Annotated in this window: 13 protein-coding genes; 10 read left to right on the forward strand and 3 right to left on the reverse strand. The window is 71.5% G+C overall.

From position 1 onward, the window contains the following. Positions 1-79: 79 nt before the first annotated feature. The 5 genes from CFW40_RS20240 (at position 80) to CFW40_RS20260 (ending at position 5,573) form a co-directional block, all read left to right on the forward strand. A complete protein-coding gene (locus tag CFW40_RS20240) occupies positions 80-904 on the forward strand; it encodes a sugar phosphate isomerase/epimerase (RefSeq protein ID WP_176956442.1) in 825 nt (274 codons plus the stop codon). Beyond that, positions 901-1,557 (forward strand): TetR family transcriptional regulator, encoded by a 657-nt coding sequence (locus CFW40_RS20245; RefSeq protein ID WP_088799226.1) that lies wholly within the window; start codon positions 901-903, stop codon positions 1,555-1,557. Before CFW40_RS20240 ends, CFW40_RS20245 begins: the two co-directional genes overlap by 4 nt. Before the next feature lie 345 nt (positions 1,558-1,902). After that, entirely contained in the window at positions 1,903-3,753 is a 1,851-nt protein-coding gene (gene ilvD / locus CFW40_RS20250) for a dihydroxy-acid dehydratase (RefSeq protein WP_088802238.1), read from the forward strand. Between the two features lie 469 nt (positions 3,754-4,222). Next, the gene (locus CFW40_RS20255) at positions 4,223-4,810 is read left to right on the forward strand and encodes a hypothetical protein (protein WP_143034549.1); all 588 of its coding nucleotides are present in this window, start codon (positions 4,223-4,225) and stop codon (positions 4,808-4,810) included. Positions 4,811-4,838: 28 nt separating this feature from the next. Then, the gene (locus CFW40_RS20260) at positions 4,839-5,573 is read left to right on the forward strand and encodes a hypothetical protein (RefSeq protein WP_088799228.1); all 735 of its coding nucleotides are present in this window, start codon (positions 4,839-4,841) and stop codon (positions 5,571-5,573) included. Between the two features lie 97 nt (positions 5,574-5,670). On the opposite strand, the gene CFW40_RS20265 is transcribed toward CFW40_RS20260, so the two are convergent. Then, positions 5,671-5,961 (reverse strand): DUF397 domain-containing protein, encoded by a 291-nt coding sequence (locus CFW40_RS20265; RefSeq protein WP_088799229.1) that lies wholly within the window; start codon positions 5,959-5,961, stop codon positions 5,671-5,673. Then, positions 5,943-6,785, reverse strand: coding sequence for a helix-turn-helix transcriptional regulator (locus CFW40_RS20270; protein ID WP_088799230.1), 843 nt, complete (start codon positions 6,783-6,785; stop codon positions 5,943-5,945). The genes CFW40_RS20265 and CFW40_RS20270 overlap by 19 nt, the downstream gene beginning before the upstream one ends. A gap of 170 nt (positions 6,786-6,955) precedes the next feature. Here CFW40_RS20270 and CFW40_RS20275 point away from each other — a divergent pair, with 170 nt between their 5' ends. After that, the gene (locus CFW40_RS20275; RefSeq protein WP_088799231.1) at positions 6,956-7,180 is read left to right on the forward strand and encodes a hypothetical protein; all 225 of its coding nucleotides are present in this window, start codon (positions 6,956-6,958) and stop codon (positions 7,178-7,180) included. Between the two features lie 157 nt (positions 7,181-7,337). Here the strand turns inward: CFW40_RS20275 and CFW40_RS37170 are convergent, their stop codons facing one another. Continuing rightward, positions 7,338-9,893: a serine/threonine-protein kinase gene (locus tag CFW40_RS37170; RefSeq protein ID WP_176956441.1), complete on the reverse strand. Its 2,556-nt coding sequence runs from the start codon at positions 9,891-9,893 to the stop codon at positions 7,338-7,340. Between the two features lie 179 nt (positions 9,894-10,072). On the opposite strand from CFW40_RS37170, the gene CFW40_RS20290 reads away from it, so the two are divergent. The 4 genes from CFW40_RS20290 to CFW40_RS20305 all read left to right on the forward strand — a co-directional run bounded on the left by CFW40_RS20290 (position 10,073) and on the right by CFW40_RS20305 (position 13,767). After that, positions 10,073-10,396 carry a peptidase gene (locus CFW40_RS20290; RefSeq protein WP_088799232.1) on the forward strand — a complete coding sequence of 108 codons (324 nt, stop codon included), beginning with the start codon at positions 10,073-10,075 and terminating at the stop codon, positions 10,394-10,396. Positions 10,397-10,579: 183 nt separating this feature from the next. Then, positions 10,580-11,170 (forward strand): hypothetical protein, encoded by a 591-nt coding sequence (locus tag CFW40_RS20295; protein ID WP_088799233.1) that lies wholly within the window; start codon positions 10,580-10,582, stop codon positions 11,168-11,170. A gap of 114 nt (positions 11,171-11,284) precedes the next feature. Then, complete coding sequence (gene sigJ, locus CFW40_RS20300) at positions 11,285-12,418, forward strand: RNA polymerase sigma factor SigJ (protein ID WP_088799234.1); 1,134 nt, start codon at positions 11,285-11,287, stop codon at positions 12,416-12,418. Between the two features lie 149 nt (positions 12,419-12,567). After that, a complete protein-coding gene (locus tag CFW40_RS20305; RefSeq protein ID WP_088799235.1) occupies positions 12,568-13,767 on the forward strand; it encodes an NAD(P)/FAD-dependent oxidoreductase in 1,200 nt (399 codons plus the stop codon). Positions 13,768-13,782: the final 15 nt, after the last annotated feature.

Here is a 13,782-nt window from a genome sequence, read left to right on the forward strand (position 1 = left end):
CCCCCGCCTCCTCCGACCGGGGGCCGCGGTCGCCGGACCTCCTGCCCCGCGCCCGGCCTCGGCCCGTACGCTGTCCTTCGTGACAGAGCCAGTGGTGCGCATCCCGGATGCGAAGGTCGCGCTGTCCACGGCCTCGGTGTATCCGGAGTCGACGGCGACGGCCTTCGAGATCGCCGCGCGCCTCGGCTACGACGGCGTCGAGGTCATGGTGTGGACCGACCCGGTCAGCCAGGACATCGAGGCCCTGCGCCGGCTCTCGGACTACCACGGTGTGCCGGTGCTGGCCGTCCACGCCCCGTGTCTGCTGATCACCCAGCGGGTCTGGTCCACCGACCCCTGGGTCAAGCTCCAGCGCGCCCGCACCGCCGCGGAGAAGCTGGGCGCCTCGACGGTGGTCGTGCACCCGCCGTTCCGCTGGCAGCGCAGCTATGCGCGGGAGTTCGTCCGCGGGGTGTGGCGGATGGAGCACGAGACGGACGTGAAGTTCGCCGTCGAGAACATGTACCCGTGGCGCTACCGCGACCGCGAAATGCTCGCGTACGCCCCGGACTGGGACCCCACCAACGACGACTACCGGCACTTCACGGTCGATCTGTCGCACACCGCCACCGCCCGCAATGACGCCCTGGAGATGGTGGAGCGGATGGGCGACCGGCTGGCCCACGTCCATCTCGCCGACGGCAACGGCTCCGCCAAGGACGAGCACCTGGTGCCGGGGCGCGGCAGCCAGCCCTGCGCCGCGATGCTGGAGCGGCTGGCGGCCACCGGCTTCGAGGGCCATGTGGTCGTCGAGGTCAACACCCGGCGGGCGATGTCCGCGGCCGAACGCGAGGCCGACCTGGCCGAGGCGCTGGCCTTCACCCGGCTGCATCTCGCCTCGCCGACCTGGGTCCCGGGCTCGTGAGCGGCAGCGGGCAGGGGCCGGACGACGCCCTCGCGCCCGGCCCGCCGCCCGCACCGGCCCGCCGCCGGGGCCGCCCGGCCCGCGCCGCCGCCGAGGCCGGTCCCGGCGCCCGGGAACGGATTCTGGCCGCGGCCCGTACGCAGTTCGCCGAGCGCGGCTACGACACGACCTCGGTCCGGGGCATCGCCAAGGCGGCCGGGGTGGACGCGGCGCTGGTGCATCACTACTTCGGCACCAAGGAACAGGTCTTCGAGGCCGCCATCGAGCTGACCTTCGCGCCCGCGCTGACCATGCCGGAGGCCATCGCGGGCGGCGGTGAAGCGGTGGGCGAGCGGATGGCCCGCTTCATGTTCGGCATCTGGGAGAACCCGGTCAGCCGGCCGGCCCTGCTGGCGATCATGCGTTCGGCGCTGACCAACGAAAAGGCCGCGGCGGTGCTGCGCGGGCTCATCGAGCGGCGGATGCTGCAGCGGGTGGCGGGCGAACTGCACGTCCCCGACCCGCAGTTCCGGGTGCAACTGGCCGCCGGGCACCTCATCGGGATCGCCATGCTGCGCTATGTGATCAAGATGGACCCGGTCGCGTCGGCGGACCCGGAGGAGATCATCGCCATGGTCGCACCGACGCTCCAGCGGTATCTGACGCAGCCCTGACGGCCGATCTGACGCAGCCCCGGCAGGCGAGGCCGGGGGCGGCTCCGGCGACCGGGCGTGCCCCCCGGACCCGATACGGCCCCGACGCGTCCCTGACAACCGGCTCGGGGGCGGCCCCAGGTGCCCGAACGCCACCCCTCACCTGGAGAAACGGCGCGCACCCCACTGTCCGTACTACGGTCAGCCGTCTCACATCCCGGAGAGACTGTCCAGATCTTGGATCAGAGGCGTAATCTCGACGGGAGCTGATATATGACGCCGCCCGGTACGAGGCACCGCCGCACGGCAGGGCCCGGGTACCGGCACCGGCGGTCGTACGGACGTAATCCCGAGGGAGTGACCATCGTGCCCGAGCTGAGGTCCCGCACCGTTACCCATGGCCGCAACATGGCCGGCGCCCGAGCCCTTATGCAGGCCTCCGGCGTAGCGCGGGAGGACTTCGGCAAGCCGATCATCGCCGTCGCCAACAGCTTCACCGAGTTCGTGCCCGGCCACACCCACCTCCAGCCGGTCGGCCGGATCGTCTCCGAGGCGATCCACGAGGCCGGCGGCATCGCCCGCGAGTTCAACACCATCGCGGTCGACGACGGCATCGCCATGGGCCACGGCGGCATGCTCTACAGCCTGCCCTCCCGCGACCTGATCGCCGACTCCGTCGAGTACATGGTCGAGGCGCACTGCGCCGACGCGCTGATCTGCATCTCCAACTGCGACAAGATCACCCCGGGCATGCTGATGGCCGCGATGCGGCTCAACATCCCGACGGTCTTCGTCTCCGGCGGCCCGATGGAGTCCGGCAAGGCGACCCTCGTCGACGGCACGGTCCGCACCCTCGACCTGGTCGACGCGATCTCGGACGCCGTCAACGACAAGATCTCGGACGAGGACATCCTCCGCATCGAGGAGAACGCCTGTCCGACCTGCGGCTCCTGTTCCGGCATGTTCACCGCCAACTCCATGAACTGCCTGACCGAGGCCATCGGCCTCTCGCTGCCCGGCAACGGCTCGACGCTGGCCACCCACACCGCCCGCAAGGCGCTGTACGAGACCGCCGGCCGCACCGTCGTCGAGATCACCAAGCGGCACTACGACGAGGACGACCACACCGTCCTGCCGCGCAACATCGGCACCCGCGCCGCCTTCGAGAACGCCATGGCCCTGGACATCGCCATGGGCGGCTCGACGAACACGATCCTGCACCTGCTCGCCGCGGCCCAGGAAGCCGGTCTCGACTTCGACCTGGAGGACATCAACGCGGTCTCCCGCCGGGTGCCCTGCCTGGCCAAGGTCGCCCCGAACGTCGCGCCGGGCGGCACGTACTACATGGAGGACGTGCACCGGGCCGGCGGCATCCCCGCCATCCTCGGCGAGCTGTGGCGCGCCGGACTCCTCAACGAGGACGTGCACACCGTGCACAGCGCCTCGATCGAGGAATGGCTCAAGACCTGGGACGTGCGCGGCGGTTCCCCGTCCGACGTGGCCGTCGAGCTGTGGCACGCGGCCCCCGGCTGCAAGCGCTCGGCGACCGCCTTCTCCCAGTCCGAGCGCTGGGACAGCCTCGACGTGGACGCCGAGGGCGGCTGCATCCGCGACCTGGCACACGCCTACTCCGTCGACGGCGGCCTGGCGGTCCTCAAGGGCAACCTCGCCGAGGACGGCTGCGTCGTGAAGACCGCCGGCGTCGACGAGTCCATCTGGACCTTCGAGGGCCCGGCCGTGGTCTGCGAATCGCAGGAAGAGGCCGTCGACAAGATCCTCAAGAAGCAGGTCAAGGAGGGCGACGTCGTCGTCATCCGCTACGAGGGCCCCAAGGGCGGCCCCGGCATGCAGGAAATGCTCTACCCGACGTCCTTCCTCAAGGGCCGCGGCCTGGGCAAGACCTGCGCCCTGGTCACCGACGGCCGCTTCTCCGGCGGCACCTCCGGCCTCTCCATCGGCCACGCCTCCCCCGAGGCGGCCTCCGGCGGCACCATCGCCCTCGTCGAGGACGGCGACCGCATCAAGATCGACATCCCGAACCGCACCATCGAACTCCTCGTCGGTGAGGTCGAGCTGGAGTCCCGCCGGCTGGCCCTCGAAGGCGTCTACGCGCCGAAGAACCGCGAGCGCAAGGTCTCCCAGGCGCTGCGCGCGTACGCGGCCATGGCCACCAGCGCCGACAAGGGCGCGGTGCGCGATGTGAGCAAGCTGGGCTGACCCGGGCCCGGGGCGCACCCGGCACGGCAGGGCAAGACGCAGGACACCGCACGGTGCCGGCGGTCGCGGGATACGACCGCCGGCACCGTGCTTCGCTCTGTCGGCTGCCACGGCCCGGCCAGTGAAGGGCCTACGAGGTGGCTGTCAGCAGTTCGCTGGAGGAGGCGGGCCGCCCACTGCGCCACGAAGGACTGATGCTTGGCACGATGCGGTGCGCACATTCCCGCCATAAAGGGCGCATCATTTCCCATGAGCCGTACTGGCATCAGAACAGCGATGGCTACCCATCTGCATTCATGCGGCCCGTTCCGTTTATCGGCCACCCAACCACCATGACACGCACGGGAATTGGGGTTGAAGGGTGAGGGCCCTGTGATGTTCCAATGGCCCTGCGGAACGGTGGACCTGGCACTCCTCCGCTTGTTTCGTCGACCACTGAGAGTGCCGCAAAGACGTCCAGGGGGACTGCATGACGTTTGCTCGTCAGGCCATGGGGATTGCTCTTGCCGCGACAGTTCTGATGCCTCTCACCGCCCAGGCTGCGACAGCGGAGACGGGACCTTCCAAAGCCGTCGTTCTCTCCAACGCCGAGTTCGCTCGCCTGTACGGGACGAAGGCGCTGACGAAGCCGATTGGAGCAGCCGTCAGCCCACTGCGGGGCCGGGCGGCGACCACGTCCGAATCCGTCACGGCTCACGCGTGGCACACCAATAAATTCAACAGTCGCGACGTTCATGGGCGAGAGATCCCGACCCGATGGGGGAACAGCAAGCTCGGCTGGAATCACTTCTCCGGCCCTCACAACATCCATAACGAGAAGGTCGTCAAGGCGGCATACAACGAGCACCCCGAGGCCGGCAAGGGCTACCGTAAGGAGTTCGGGGCCGTGGTACTCAAGGACGGGCACACGGTTGCCAAGATCAGGGTGATTTCCTGGTGGCACTGGCAGACCGAGGACGGCCGTTACAAGCTGCCGGGACGCAAGGGCAAGATCGGTACGATCACCGCCTTCTGCCAGGGCGTCAACCGCTGCCCTGACGTCGTGAACACCGTCTGATTCGCGATCCCAGGGAGAAACGATCACCGTGGTTGAGGACGACCCCACCGCCGACCGGCCCCCGCGCGACGTTCTCCTGGAGAGCCTGTTGGGGAGGCTGCGAGAGTTCGTGGCCTCCCCTCTGACGCCGGGTTCGCAGGTGCTGCGGGGGTTTCTCCCGCCGACAGAAATCGATCGCGGGGCGAGAGTCGTCCTGTGGGACGGCCAAGACCTCGGCACCTCGTATGCCCTGGAGATCCCGCTGCTCGACGATGACGGCGAGGAAATCCCCCACGATTACTTCATCGCCGCACTACGTGCGTGCGTCGCCCGGCGCGAGTCTCTCGGTCCGCCCTTCCCCGACGAGGGGTTCGCGGTGCCGGTACGCGACGCCCGACGTCACTTCCTCCGTACCGTCGATGATCCGCCCCTCGCCTTGGCGGACGCTGTGTACCTACCGCTGCTCTCCCTCGGTTCGGCGAACGACCCGGTGCACCTTTCCGAAGACGGGGAAGAGGAAGCGGGTGAGGGGGAGTGGCGCCTGCTCGGCTTCATGCTCGTCGACGAGCGGTACGCCCGGTACTACGTCAGATGGACGGAAACCGGCGCGGTCTGGGGGCTCGACTTCTGTATGCGCGACGAGGCGGGGAAGGTCGACTCACGCGGTGGGACCGTCAACATGATCTTCCCGGCACTGGTGTCGTCACACGACCTCGAACGTTTCCGGCGCCCGGTCTCCGATATCCGCTGTCAGGTCGTATACGACCTCACTGCCTGGTGCTGACTCCCGTCGGCGGCTGCCGATGCCGGCGCTACGGCGACGGCCCCCGTCGCGGGCGAGCGACGGGGGCCGGTCTGTGGGGTGCGGGGGCGCGGCGGCGTCAGGCGCCGGGCAGCGCCCCGCTCTTCACGGCGGTGACGAAGGACGACCAGGCGGACGCCTCGAAGAGGAGGGCGGGGCCTTGGGGGGCCTTGCTGTCACGGACGGGGACGAGGGCGGGGAGGTTGTCGGCTACCTCGAGGCAGTTGCCGCCGTCCGGGTTGCTGTAGCTGGACTTGCGCCACGTGGCGGCGGTCAGGAGGTCGTCGGAGACTTCGAGGCAGGCGCCACCGTCTGGGTTGCTGTGGGTGCTCTTGCGCCAGGTGATGTTGCTCAGGTCGATGGATCGCACGGCACTTCCTCCAACATCCGCATGACGAACTTCCGCGATTCGACCGGGCTCAACGCCAGGTCACGAACCGCATCGTACGCGTGTTGCAGACGCTCAACCGAGGCGATTTCCTCGATGAGTTCGCCATGATGGGCGTTCTCCGTGTAAGCCGCCGTGCGACCGTCCGGCAGCCGCAGGAACATCACGTCGGTGCTCACCAAGCCATGCAGCCGTGATCCATGGGGGAGGACCTGAAGCGTGATGTTCGGCCGCTCCGCCGCCTTGTTCAGGCTCTCCAGCTGCTTCCGCCACTGCGCAGGGTCCTCCAGCGCTGTCCGTAATACGGCTTCGGACAGGATGGTGCGAAAGGGCGGTGCATCTTCGCCCACCAGCAACTCGCGGCGTCCTGCGCGTGCTTGAACCTGCCGCGTCAGCTCGTCACCTTTGATTCCGCCCACCACGAGCAGGGCATGGGCGTACTCATCTGTCTGCATGAGCCCATGAACGGTACTGACTCCGAAGTGCCAGAGGCTCACGGCCTCTGCTTCCAAGGCCATATACCGCCGATACCGCTCCTTGAACTGCTTCGGGTCCCCCGCCGCCAACTCCCACAACGTCAGCAGCAGATCCTTCGTCCCGTAGTACTGGTCCAGCGCCTGCGCGACCTCCGGGCTGCCGATCGTCTGGCCGCTCTCCATCTTGCCGAACAGGGACCAATCCCAGCCCAGGGCCTCGCCGAGCTGCCGCAGGCTGACGCCCTTCTGTGCGCGCAGTAATCGCAGCTCTTCGATGAATCGTTGGCGTGGCTCCTGACTGCGACCGGTGACCGCTCGCCTCGGCGGCATCGCGACCTCCTCCGTGGAAGGTGTGGAACTAACGGTGCGTGGTCGCGGAATGCGGCCTGCACGCGGCATTCGCGCCCTTTTTCTGGCCCATTCTCGTAAGGGCCGGAACACACACAGTAGTTGCGCTCCGGTCCTCCAGGCAGGAAAACGGCAGACGGGAGCGGCAAAGGATGACGGCGGAACGACGGGCGGCGGGCGACAAGAGGGAAGAGGCCGAAACGGCCTGCGCCGAGCTGGCGGCCGCGCTCAAGCGGAAGGGGATCGTGCTGCCGTCACTCGGCGTGGACACCGTGTCGTACGGCTACACGCAGCCGCGCCCGCTGATCGAGCTGGGGCGCTGCAACCTGGAGACGACGCACCGGCTCATCGCCGTGCTCGACCGGGCGGCCCGGTGACCGCGCGCGTCCCGTACGTGTCCCCGGCGTGCCATGTCGGCAGGCACGCGAGGTGCAACAAGGGCAGCCCGGTGCCGGAGGCCGTCGCCGTGCCGGGTGTCCGACGGGAAGCCTGTGCCTGTAGTTGCCATGCCCCGGGCGGTGCGCGGCCCGGGGGTCACCAGGCGGCCGGGTCCCGGGACGCGACGGCGAAGACCGTGCCGTTCGGGGCGGCCGCGTAGATCCGGTCGTGGGGCGCGTCCACCTGCGGGGCGGGCAGCATCTGCAGATAGCCGTTGTGGCGGCGGCCGTCGAGCCGTGGCGGGGTCTGGCCGAGCAGGCCGCCGTTGCGGGTGTCGATCGCCAGCAGCCGGCCGTCCGCCGCGGTGAAATACAGCCGGTCGCCGCTCACCACCGGCGCCGAGCCCCGGCTGACCGAGGTCTCGGTGTCCCACTTCCGCTCCCCGACGGCCTGCAGCGCGCCGCCCTCGGCGAGCAGATACACCGACTCGCCGTGCACCACGGCGGCCACCTGGTCGAGCGGCGTGACCAGCGGGAGGCGCCGGGTGTGCCCGGTGGCCGGTTCGTAGCGGAGGACGGCGGTGGTGCGGTTCGTGAACGTCGGGTCGGTGGCGGTCAGATAGAGCGCCCCGGACGTTCCGGTACCGGCCGCCGTGAGCGTCCCGGGCAGCCGCCGCGTCCAGTGGACCTTGCCGTCCGCCGGGTCGATGGCGGTGACCTGGGTGCCGGTCCCGTCGGGAGTGCCCTCGGCAGCGTAGGCGGTGTGCGGGTCGCCGAAGGAGGAGAAGATCGGCAGGTGGTGGCCGGGGAAGCGTTTGTGCCAGCGTTGGCGGTGGGTCGCGCTGTCCAGCGCGGTGACCGTGCCGTCCGCCGCGGTCAGCAGGATGCGGTTCCCGACGATCCTGGTCTGGCCCTCGTATCCGGAGACGTCCTTCGTCCAGCGGGTGGCGCCCTTGCCGTCGGCCGACGGGTTGAGGGCGCTCAGCCGCTTGCTGTCGGCGGAGAAGACGTACAGCAGCCCGCCGGAGAGCACCGGTGGGGTGGGGGAGGCGGCGAACTGCGCGGCGTTCTTGCCCTGGGGGCGACGCTCCGTGCGCTGCCAGGCCGGCCGGCCGGTGTCCGGATCGAGCCGGGCGGCCTGGAGGCCGGACTGGCCGCAGAAGAGCGCACCGGATCCGGTGGTGCAGAACGGCATTTCGGAGTCGTGGCCCGGGGCGCGCTCGACGAGCGTGGTCCGCCACGGGTGGAAGGCGGTGCGGTCGGGGTGCGACGGACGGGTCTGCAGGGCGGGGTCCGCCCCCTGCTCGCCCGTTGCCAGTGCGCGGACGCCCGCGAACGCCCCGGCGCCGGTCACGACCAGGGCGAGTGCCGCCCAGAGGGGCCAGCGCCGGGAAGAAGGGGAATGGGGACGGGTGGGGCGGTCGGTGGTGGTGGGACGGTGTCCCTCCGAGGCCACGGGGCCGGCATCGGCCGGGCTCTCGATGGGAGCGGGAGCGGGAGCGGGTACGGGAGAGGCCGGTGCGGGCGCGGGGCCGGGAGCAGGTGCGGGCACGGACACGGGCCGCTCGGCCCCGGGAGGTGCCTGCTTGCGCTGCTCTGGCTGCCGCTGTTCCGGTATCCGGACCGCCGGCACAGCGCCGTCCGGCATCGCGTCGTCCGCGCCTGCCGCGTCGTTCGCGCCTGCCCTACCGTCTGCGCCTGCCGCACCGTTCGCGCCTGCCGCACCGTCCGCCGCCACACCGGCTGTTGCCGCGTCCGCTACCGCCGCGTCCGGCACGAGTCCGCCCGGCAGCAAGCCGTCCGGCACCGATCCCCCGGACAGCGTGCCCGTCGGCAGCGCGACGCCCAGTGGTGTCCCCGGCGGCGCACCCGGCGGCGCACTCCGCGGCGCATCCGTCCGCAGCAGCTCCATCAATGCGCCCGGCGTCGGCCGGTCCGCCGGGTCCTTCGCCAGGCAGCTCTCGATCAGCGGCACCAACTCGGCCGGCACCCCCACCAGATCGGCCTCGTCATGCACCACCTGATACGCGACGAGATACGGGCTTTCCGAGTCGAACGGGCCGCGGCCGGTGGCGGCATGGACCAGTACCGAGCCCAGTGCGAAGACATCCGCCGCCGGTCCCACCTCGCGCGGCCGCTGGAACTGTTCGGGCGCCATGAACGGCGGCGTACCGATCAACTTGCCCGTCTCGGTGTGCATTTCGCTGTCGGACGGCCGGGAGATGCCGAAGTCGATGACTTTCGGCCCGTCGGTGGCCAGCAGCACATTTCCGGGCTTGAGATCGCGGTGCACCACTCCCGCGCGATGGATGTCGCGCAGCGCCTCGGCGAGCCCCGCGGCCAGCCGCCGCACCTCGTCGACCGCCAGCGGACCATTCCGCTTCACATGATCGGAGAGGGTCGGACCGGGAATGTGGAGGGTCGCCATCCAGGGGCGCTCGGCGTCCGGATCGGCGTCCACGACGGGTGCCGTGAAGGCCCCGCTGACCCGCCGGGCGGCGGCCACCTCCTGCCGGAACCGCCCGCGGAACTCGGGGTCCTGGGCGAATTCGGCATGGACGACCTTGACCGCGAGCAGCAGTCCGGACGCCGAGCGCGCAAGGTGGACCACGCCCATGCCGCCGGAGCCGAGCCGCGCCTCCAGGCGGTACTGGCCGGCGTATTCCGGATGCTCCGCTTCCGGGCCGACCCCGGAACTGCGCAGCGATGGCATGGTTCCACCCCCGTGTTGTGCCCTTGCCATTCGGTCGCAGACGCGACGCGCGGAGCCTAGTCGATGGCGCGTACGAAAGGAGTGAGGCTTGCTAGCGTGCCGTGGCAGAACCGCGCCGCCGCTTGGCGCGGGCATCATCAGGAGCGCCGTCACGCGCTTCGTGAACGGGGGAGAACAGCATGACGACTCAGGACGATCTCGGCTCCGTGGAACCGGCCGGGGAGCAGATGCTCGCCGCCGCCGAGGCCGGCGGCTCCACCTATCCGGTCGCACCCGGCTACCGCCTCAAGGTCCGCCAGGGGCCCGGCACCAACTACCCGGTCGTCCGCCAGCTGGCGGAGGGGGCGCGGGTCCAGATCCGCTGCCAGCGGCACGGGCAGTCGGTCAGCGGCCCGTACGGCACCTCGGACATCTGGGACAGCATCGGGGCCGGCCAGTACGTCTCCGACGCCTACGTCCGGACGGGCAGCAGCGGCATGGTCGCGCCGCGCTGCACGAGCTGAGGCGCGGGACCGGAGCGCCACGCGGCGGCGGGGGCACACAGGCTCGCGGCCGCGCACGTCGCGGCACCACTGCCATACCGCCACCCAGCACACCGCCGCCACTCAGCACACCGCCGCCACCACCGCACCGCCGCCACCACCACCGCACCGCTGGAACCGGACCCGCCGTAGATAATCACTGCCATGAGCGAGGACCAGACGCCTGCCGCAAGCTCGGAGCCCGGCGGTCCCGGGAGCGGGAGCAGGGCGCCCGAGCGTGACGGCCCCGAGCGTGGGGCGCCCGAGCGTGGCGTCCCCGAGCCGGCGGAGATCCGGTTCTTCGGCACCACCTGGGTCCACCACGACGGCGGCTACGGCCTGCGCCGGGCCGGTGTCGCGGTGGGCTCGCTCGCGCTCGCCGCCGCCGGGGCGGTCGTGCTGCGCTTCGCGTTCCAGGGCCTGGAGATCGCCGCCGTCGGCCCGTTCGTCGGCATTCTCGTCGTCGCGGGCTTCGCCATCTGCAGCGCCCTGGCCTTCCGCCGTACTTGGGACGGCTTCGTCCGCCGCCGCGCTCCGGCCGCCCGGAGCGCGGCCGACACGTCGTCCCAGGGCCTGATGCTGATCGGCTTCATCGGCTCGCTGCTCGCCTATTTCTGCCGCAGTCTCGTCGAGGCCCCGGGGGAGAAGCTGCGCCGCGCCGAGTACACCGCGGCCCGTGAGCGGTACGAACGCCGCCGCGGCGCCCGTACCGGCAATCCGGCCGCCAAGAAGTCCCGGCCCAAGAAGCGCCGCTGAAGAAGAACCTGTTCCGGAGGCCTACGCGCTCGACCTGACTGTCACACTCCGACCGCCTGCCTCGTCGTAAGGGGCGGATGCCGAAGGGCCGGAACGGAAGCGGAGGAACGGACGATGACGCAGCCGGGGCGGGAGCCGGAGCCGGAGACGGGGACGGAGACGGAGACGGGGACGGGGCCGGACGGAGCGAGGGGCGCGCGGGACGCCGACCGGCCGGAGCGGGACGCCGTCCGGCTCGCGCAGGAAGCTGACCGGCCCGCGCCGAACACCGACCGGCTCGCGCAGTTCGAGGAGCAGCGCGGGCGGCTGTGGGCCATCGCCTACCGGATCATGGGGACGGTCACCGATGCCGACGACGCCGTGCAGGAGGCGTGGCTGCGCTGGCAGGCGCTGCCCGACGATCAGCCGGTGGCCAGCCCGCGCGGCTTCCTCACCACCGTGGTGAGCCGCATCTGTTACGACCTGCTGGGCTCGGCCCGCGCCCGCCGCGAGACTTATGTCGGGCCCTGGCTGCCGGAGCCGCTGCTCGACGGCACCGGTGGCCGGCTGCCCCTCGTCGCGGCAGGCGCCGGGAGCCCTGGGAGCCCCGGCGGCCCCGAGGACCGGGTGACGCTCGACGAATCCGTGGGGATGGCGCTGCTCACCGTCATGGAGCGGCTGACGCCGGCCGAACGCACCGCCTTCATCCTCCACGACGTCTTCGCGGTCCCCTTCCCGGAGATCGCCGAGGCGGTCGGCCGCACCCCGGAGTCCGTACGGCAGTTGGCCTCCCGCGCCCGCAAGCGGGTACGGGCCGAGGCGCCGCGCCGCACCGTCGACCGCGCGGAGCACCGCCGCACCGTCGAGGCCTTCCTGTCCGCCGTCATGGGCGGCGATTTCGATGCGCTGCTGTCCGTCCTCGACCCGGAGATCGTCTGGCGTTCGGACGGCGGAGGCAAGGTCAGTAGCGCCCGCCGGCCGGTACTGGGCCGCGAGAAGGTGGCCCGCTATGTGCGGGGCCTGGTCACCCGTGGCGCCCAACGGCAGGGACTGCGGGTCGCGTTGGCGGAGGTCAACGGAGCCACCGGGCTGGTCTTCGTCGACCCGGTGGGCGAGCAGGCCGGGGTGTTCGCCTTCACCGTCCACGCCGGGCGGATCACGGAGGTGGACGCCGTCATCAACCCCGACAAACTCGGCCACCTCGACCTCGGCCTCCACCTCCCTCTCGACTCCGGCCCTGGCCCTGGCCCCAACTCCGACCGGTTCTAGGGGTGTCACACCGCGCCACCCTGCGTCGTCCCCCTTCCGGCGCCGCACGACCCGGCGCGGCGCCCCGTGCCCCAGGAGCACGAGCAGGGCACGAGCAGGGCACGAGCAGGGCACGAGCAGGAACAGGGCACGCACGAGCAGGAGGCAGCATGAAGAGCGTGGCACGGCAGCGGCTGCGGGTCGTGGTTCTCGGGGGTGGCTACGCGGGCACCATGGCCGCGCTCCGGCTCGCCCCGTATGCGCAGGTGACCCTGGTCGACCCCAGCGACCGTTTCACCGAACGGGTGCGCCTGCACGAACTGGCCGCCGGGCGCCCCGTGGTGGACCACTCCCGGGCCGCGATGCTGCACGGCACCGGCATCGAGCATCTGGCCGCCCGCGCCACCGCGCTGGACCCGGACGCCCGCGCCGTGCACACCGACTGCGGCCGCACCCTCCTCTACGACCGGCTCGTCTACACCCTCGGCAGCCACACCGACCTGCGGAGCGCCGACCTGCGGGGCACCGACGTGCGGAGCGCCGACGTGCGGGGCGCCGACCTGCGGGGCACCGGCCCCTCGGGCGCCCCCGCCCGAGGGCCGTGGGAGCGGGCCTTCACCGCCGAGAGCGCCGTCGCCCTGCACAAGCGGCTGCGGGACGGTCCGGGCACGCTGGCCGTGGTCGGCGGCGGCCTGACCGGCATCGAGATGGCCGCCGAGATCGCCGAATCCCACCCCGGGTGGCAGGTCCGGCTGCTGACCGGCGGCGTGATCGGCGCAGGGCTGTCGGCCCGCGGCCGGGAGCATGTCCGTACCGTCCTCGACCGCCTGCACGTCCGCGTCGAGGAGGGCCGCCGGGTCGCCGACGGGGACGATACCGACGCCGACGCAGTGCTGTGGACCGGCGCCATGACCGCCGCCGGGGGGCTCGCGCGGGACGCGGGGCTGGACACCGACCCGGTCACCGGCCGGATCCTGGTCGACGGTGCACTGCGCTCGGCCAGTCACCCCGACGTCTACGCCGCGGGCGACGCGGCCGCGGCCCGCACACCCCGCGCCGGGGCCCTGCGGATGGCCTGTGCCACCGCGCTGCCGACGGGCTCACACGTGGCCGGCGCGATCATCGCCGAGTCGCGCGGCGCCGTGCCCCGCCCGCTGTCGTACACGTTCTTCGTGCAGTGCGTGAGCCTGGGACGGCACGACGGTCTGATCCAGTCGCTACGGGCCGACGACACCCCGCGCGAGCGGGTGCTGACGGGCCGTCCGGCCGCCCGCGTCAAGGAGCAGGTGGTCCGCAACGCCGTCCGCGTCCTGCGGCTGGCGGCCCGCCGCCCGGACGTCGTCGGCCTCATCCCGGGCATCGGCCGGTGAGTGGTGGGCCGGGGG

The organism is Streptomyces sp. 2114.4, from assembly GCF_900187385.1.
GTDB lineage: Bacteria > Actinomycetota > Actinomycetes > Streptomycetales > Streptomycetaceae > Streptomyces > Streptomyces mooreae.

What these genes read in the sequence shown, in the direction of transcription:
- CFW40_RS20255 (WP_143034549.1), top strand. Translation starts at nt 4,223, where the DNA reads ATGACGTTTGCTCGTCAGGCCATGGGGATTGCTCTTGCCGCGACAGTT.
- CFW40_RS20270 (WP_088799230.1), bottom strand. Translation starts at nt 6,785, where the DNA reads ATGCCGCCGAGGCGAGCGGTCACCGGTCGCAGTCAGGAGCCACGCCAA.
- CFW40_RS20275 (WP_088799231.1), top strand. Translation starts at nt 6,956, where the DNA reads ATGACGGCGGAACGACGGGCGGCGGGCGACAAGAGGGAAGAGGCCGAA.
- CFW40_RS37170 (WP_176956441.1), bottom strand. Translation starts at nt 9,893, where the DNA reads ATGCCATCGCTGCGCAGTTCCGGGGTCGGCCCGGAAGCGGAGCATCCG.
- CFW40_RS20290 (WP_088799232.1), top strand. Translation starts at nt 10,073, where the DNA reads ATGACGACTCAGGACGATCTCGGCTCCGTGGAACCGGCCGGGGAGCAG.
- CFW40_RS20295 (WP_088799233.1), top strand. Translation starts at nt 10,580, where the DNA reads ATGAGCGAGGACCAGACGCCTGCCGCAAGCTCGGAGCCCGGCGGTCCC.
- sigJ (WP_088799234.1), top strand. Translation starts at nt 11,285, where the DNA reads ATGACGCAGCCGGGGCGGGAGCCGGAGCCGGAGACGGGGACGGAGACG.
- CFW40_RS20305 (WP_088799235.1), top strand. Translation starts at nt 12,568, where the DNA reads ATGAAGAGCGTGGCACGGCAGCGGCTGCGGGTCGTGGTTCTCGGGGGT.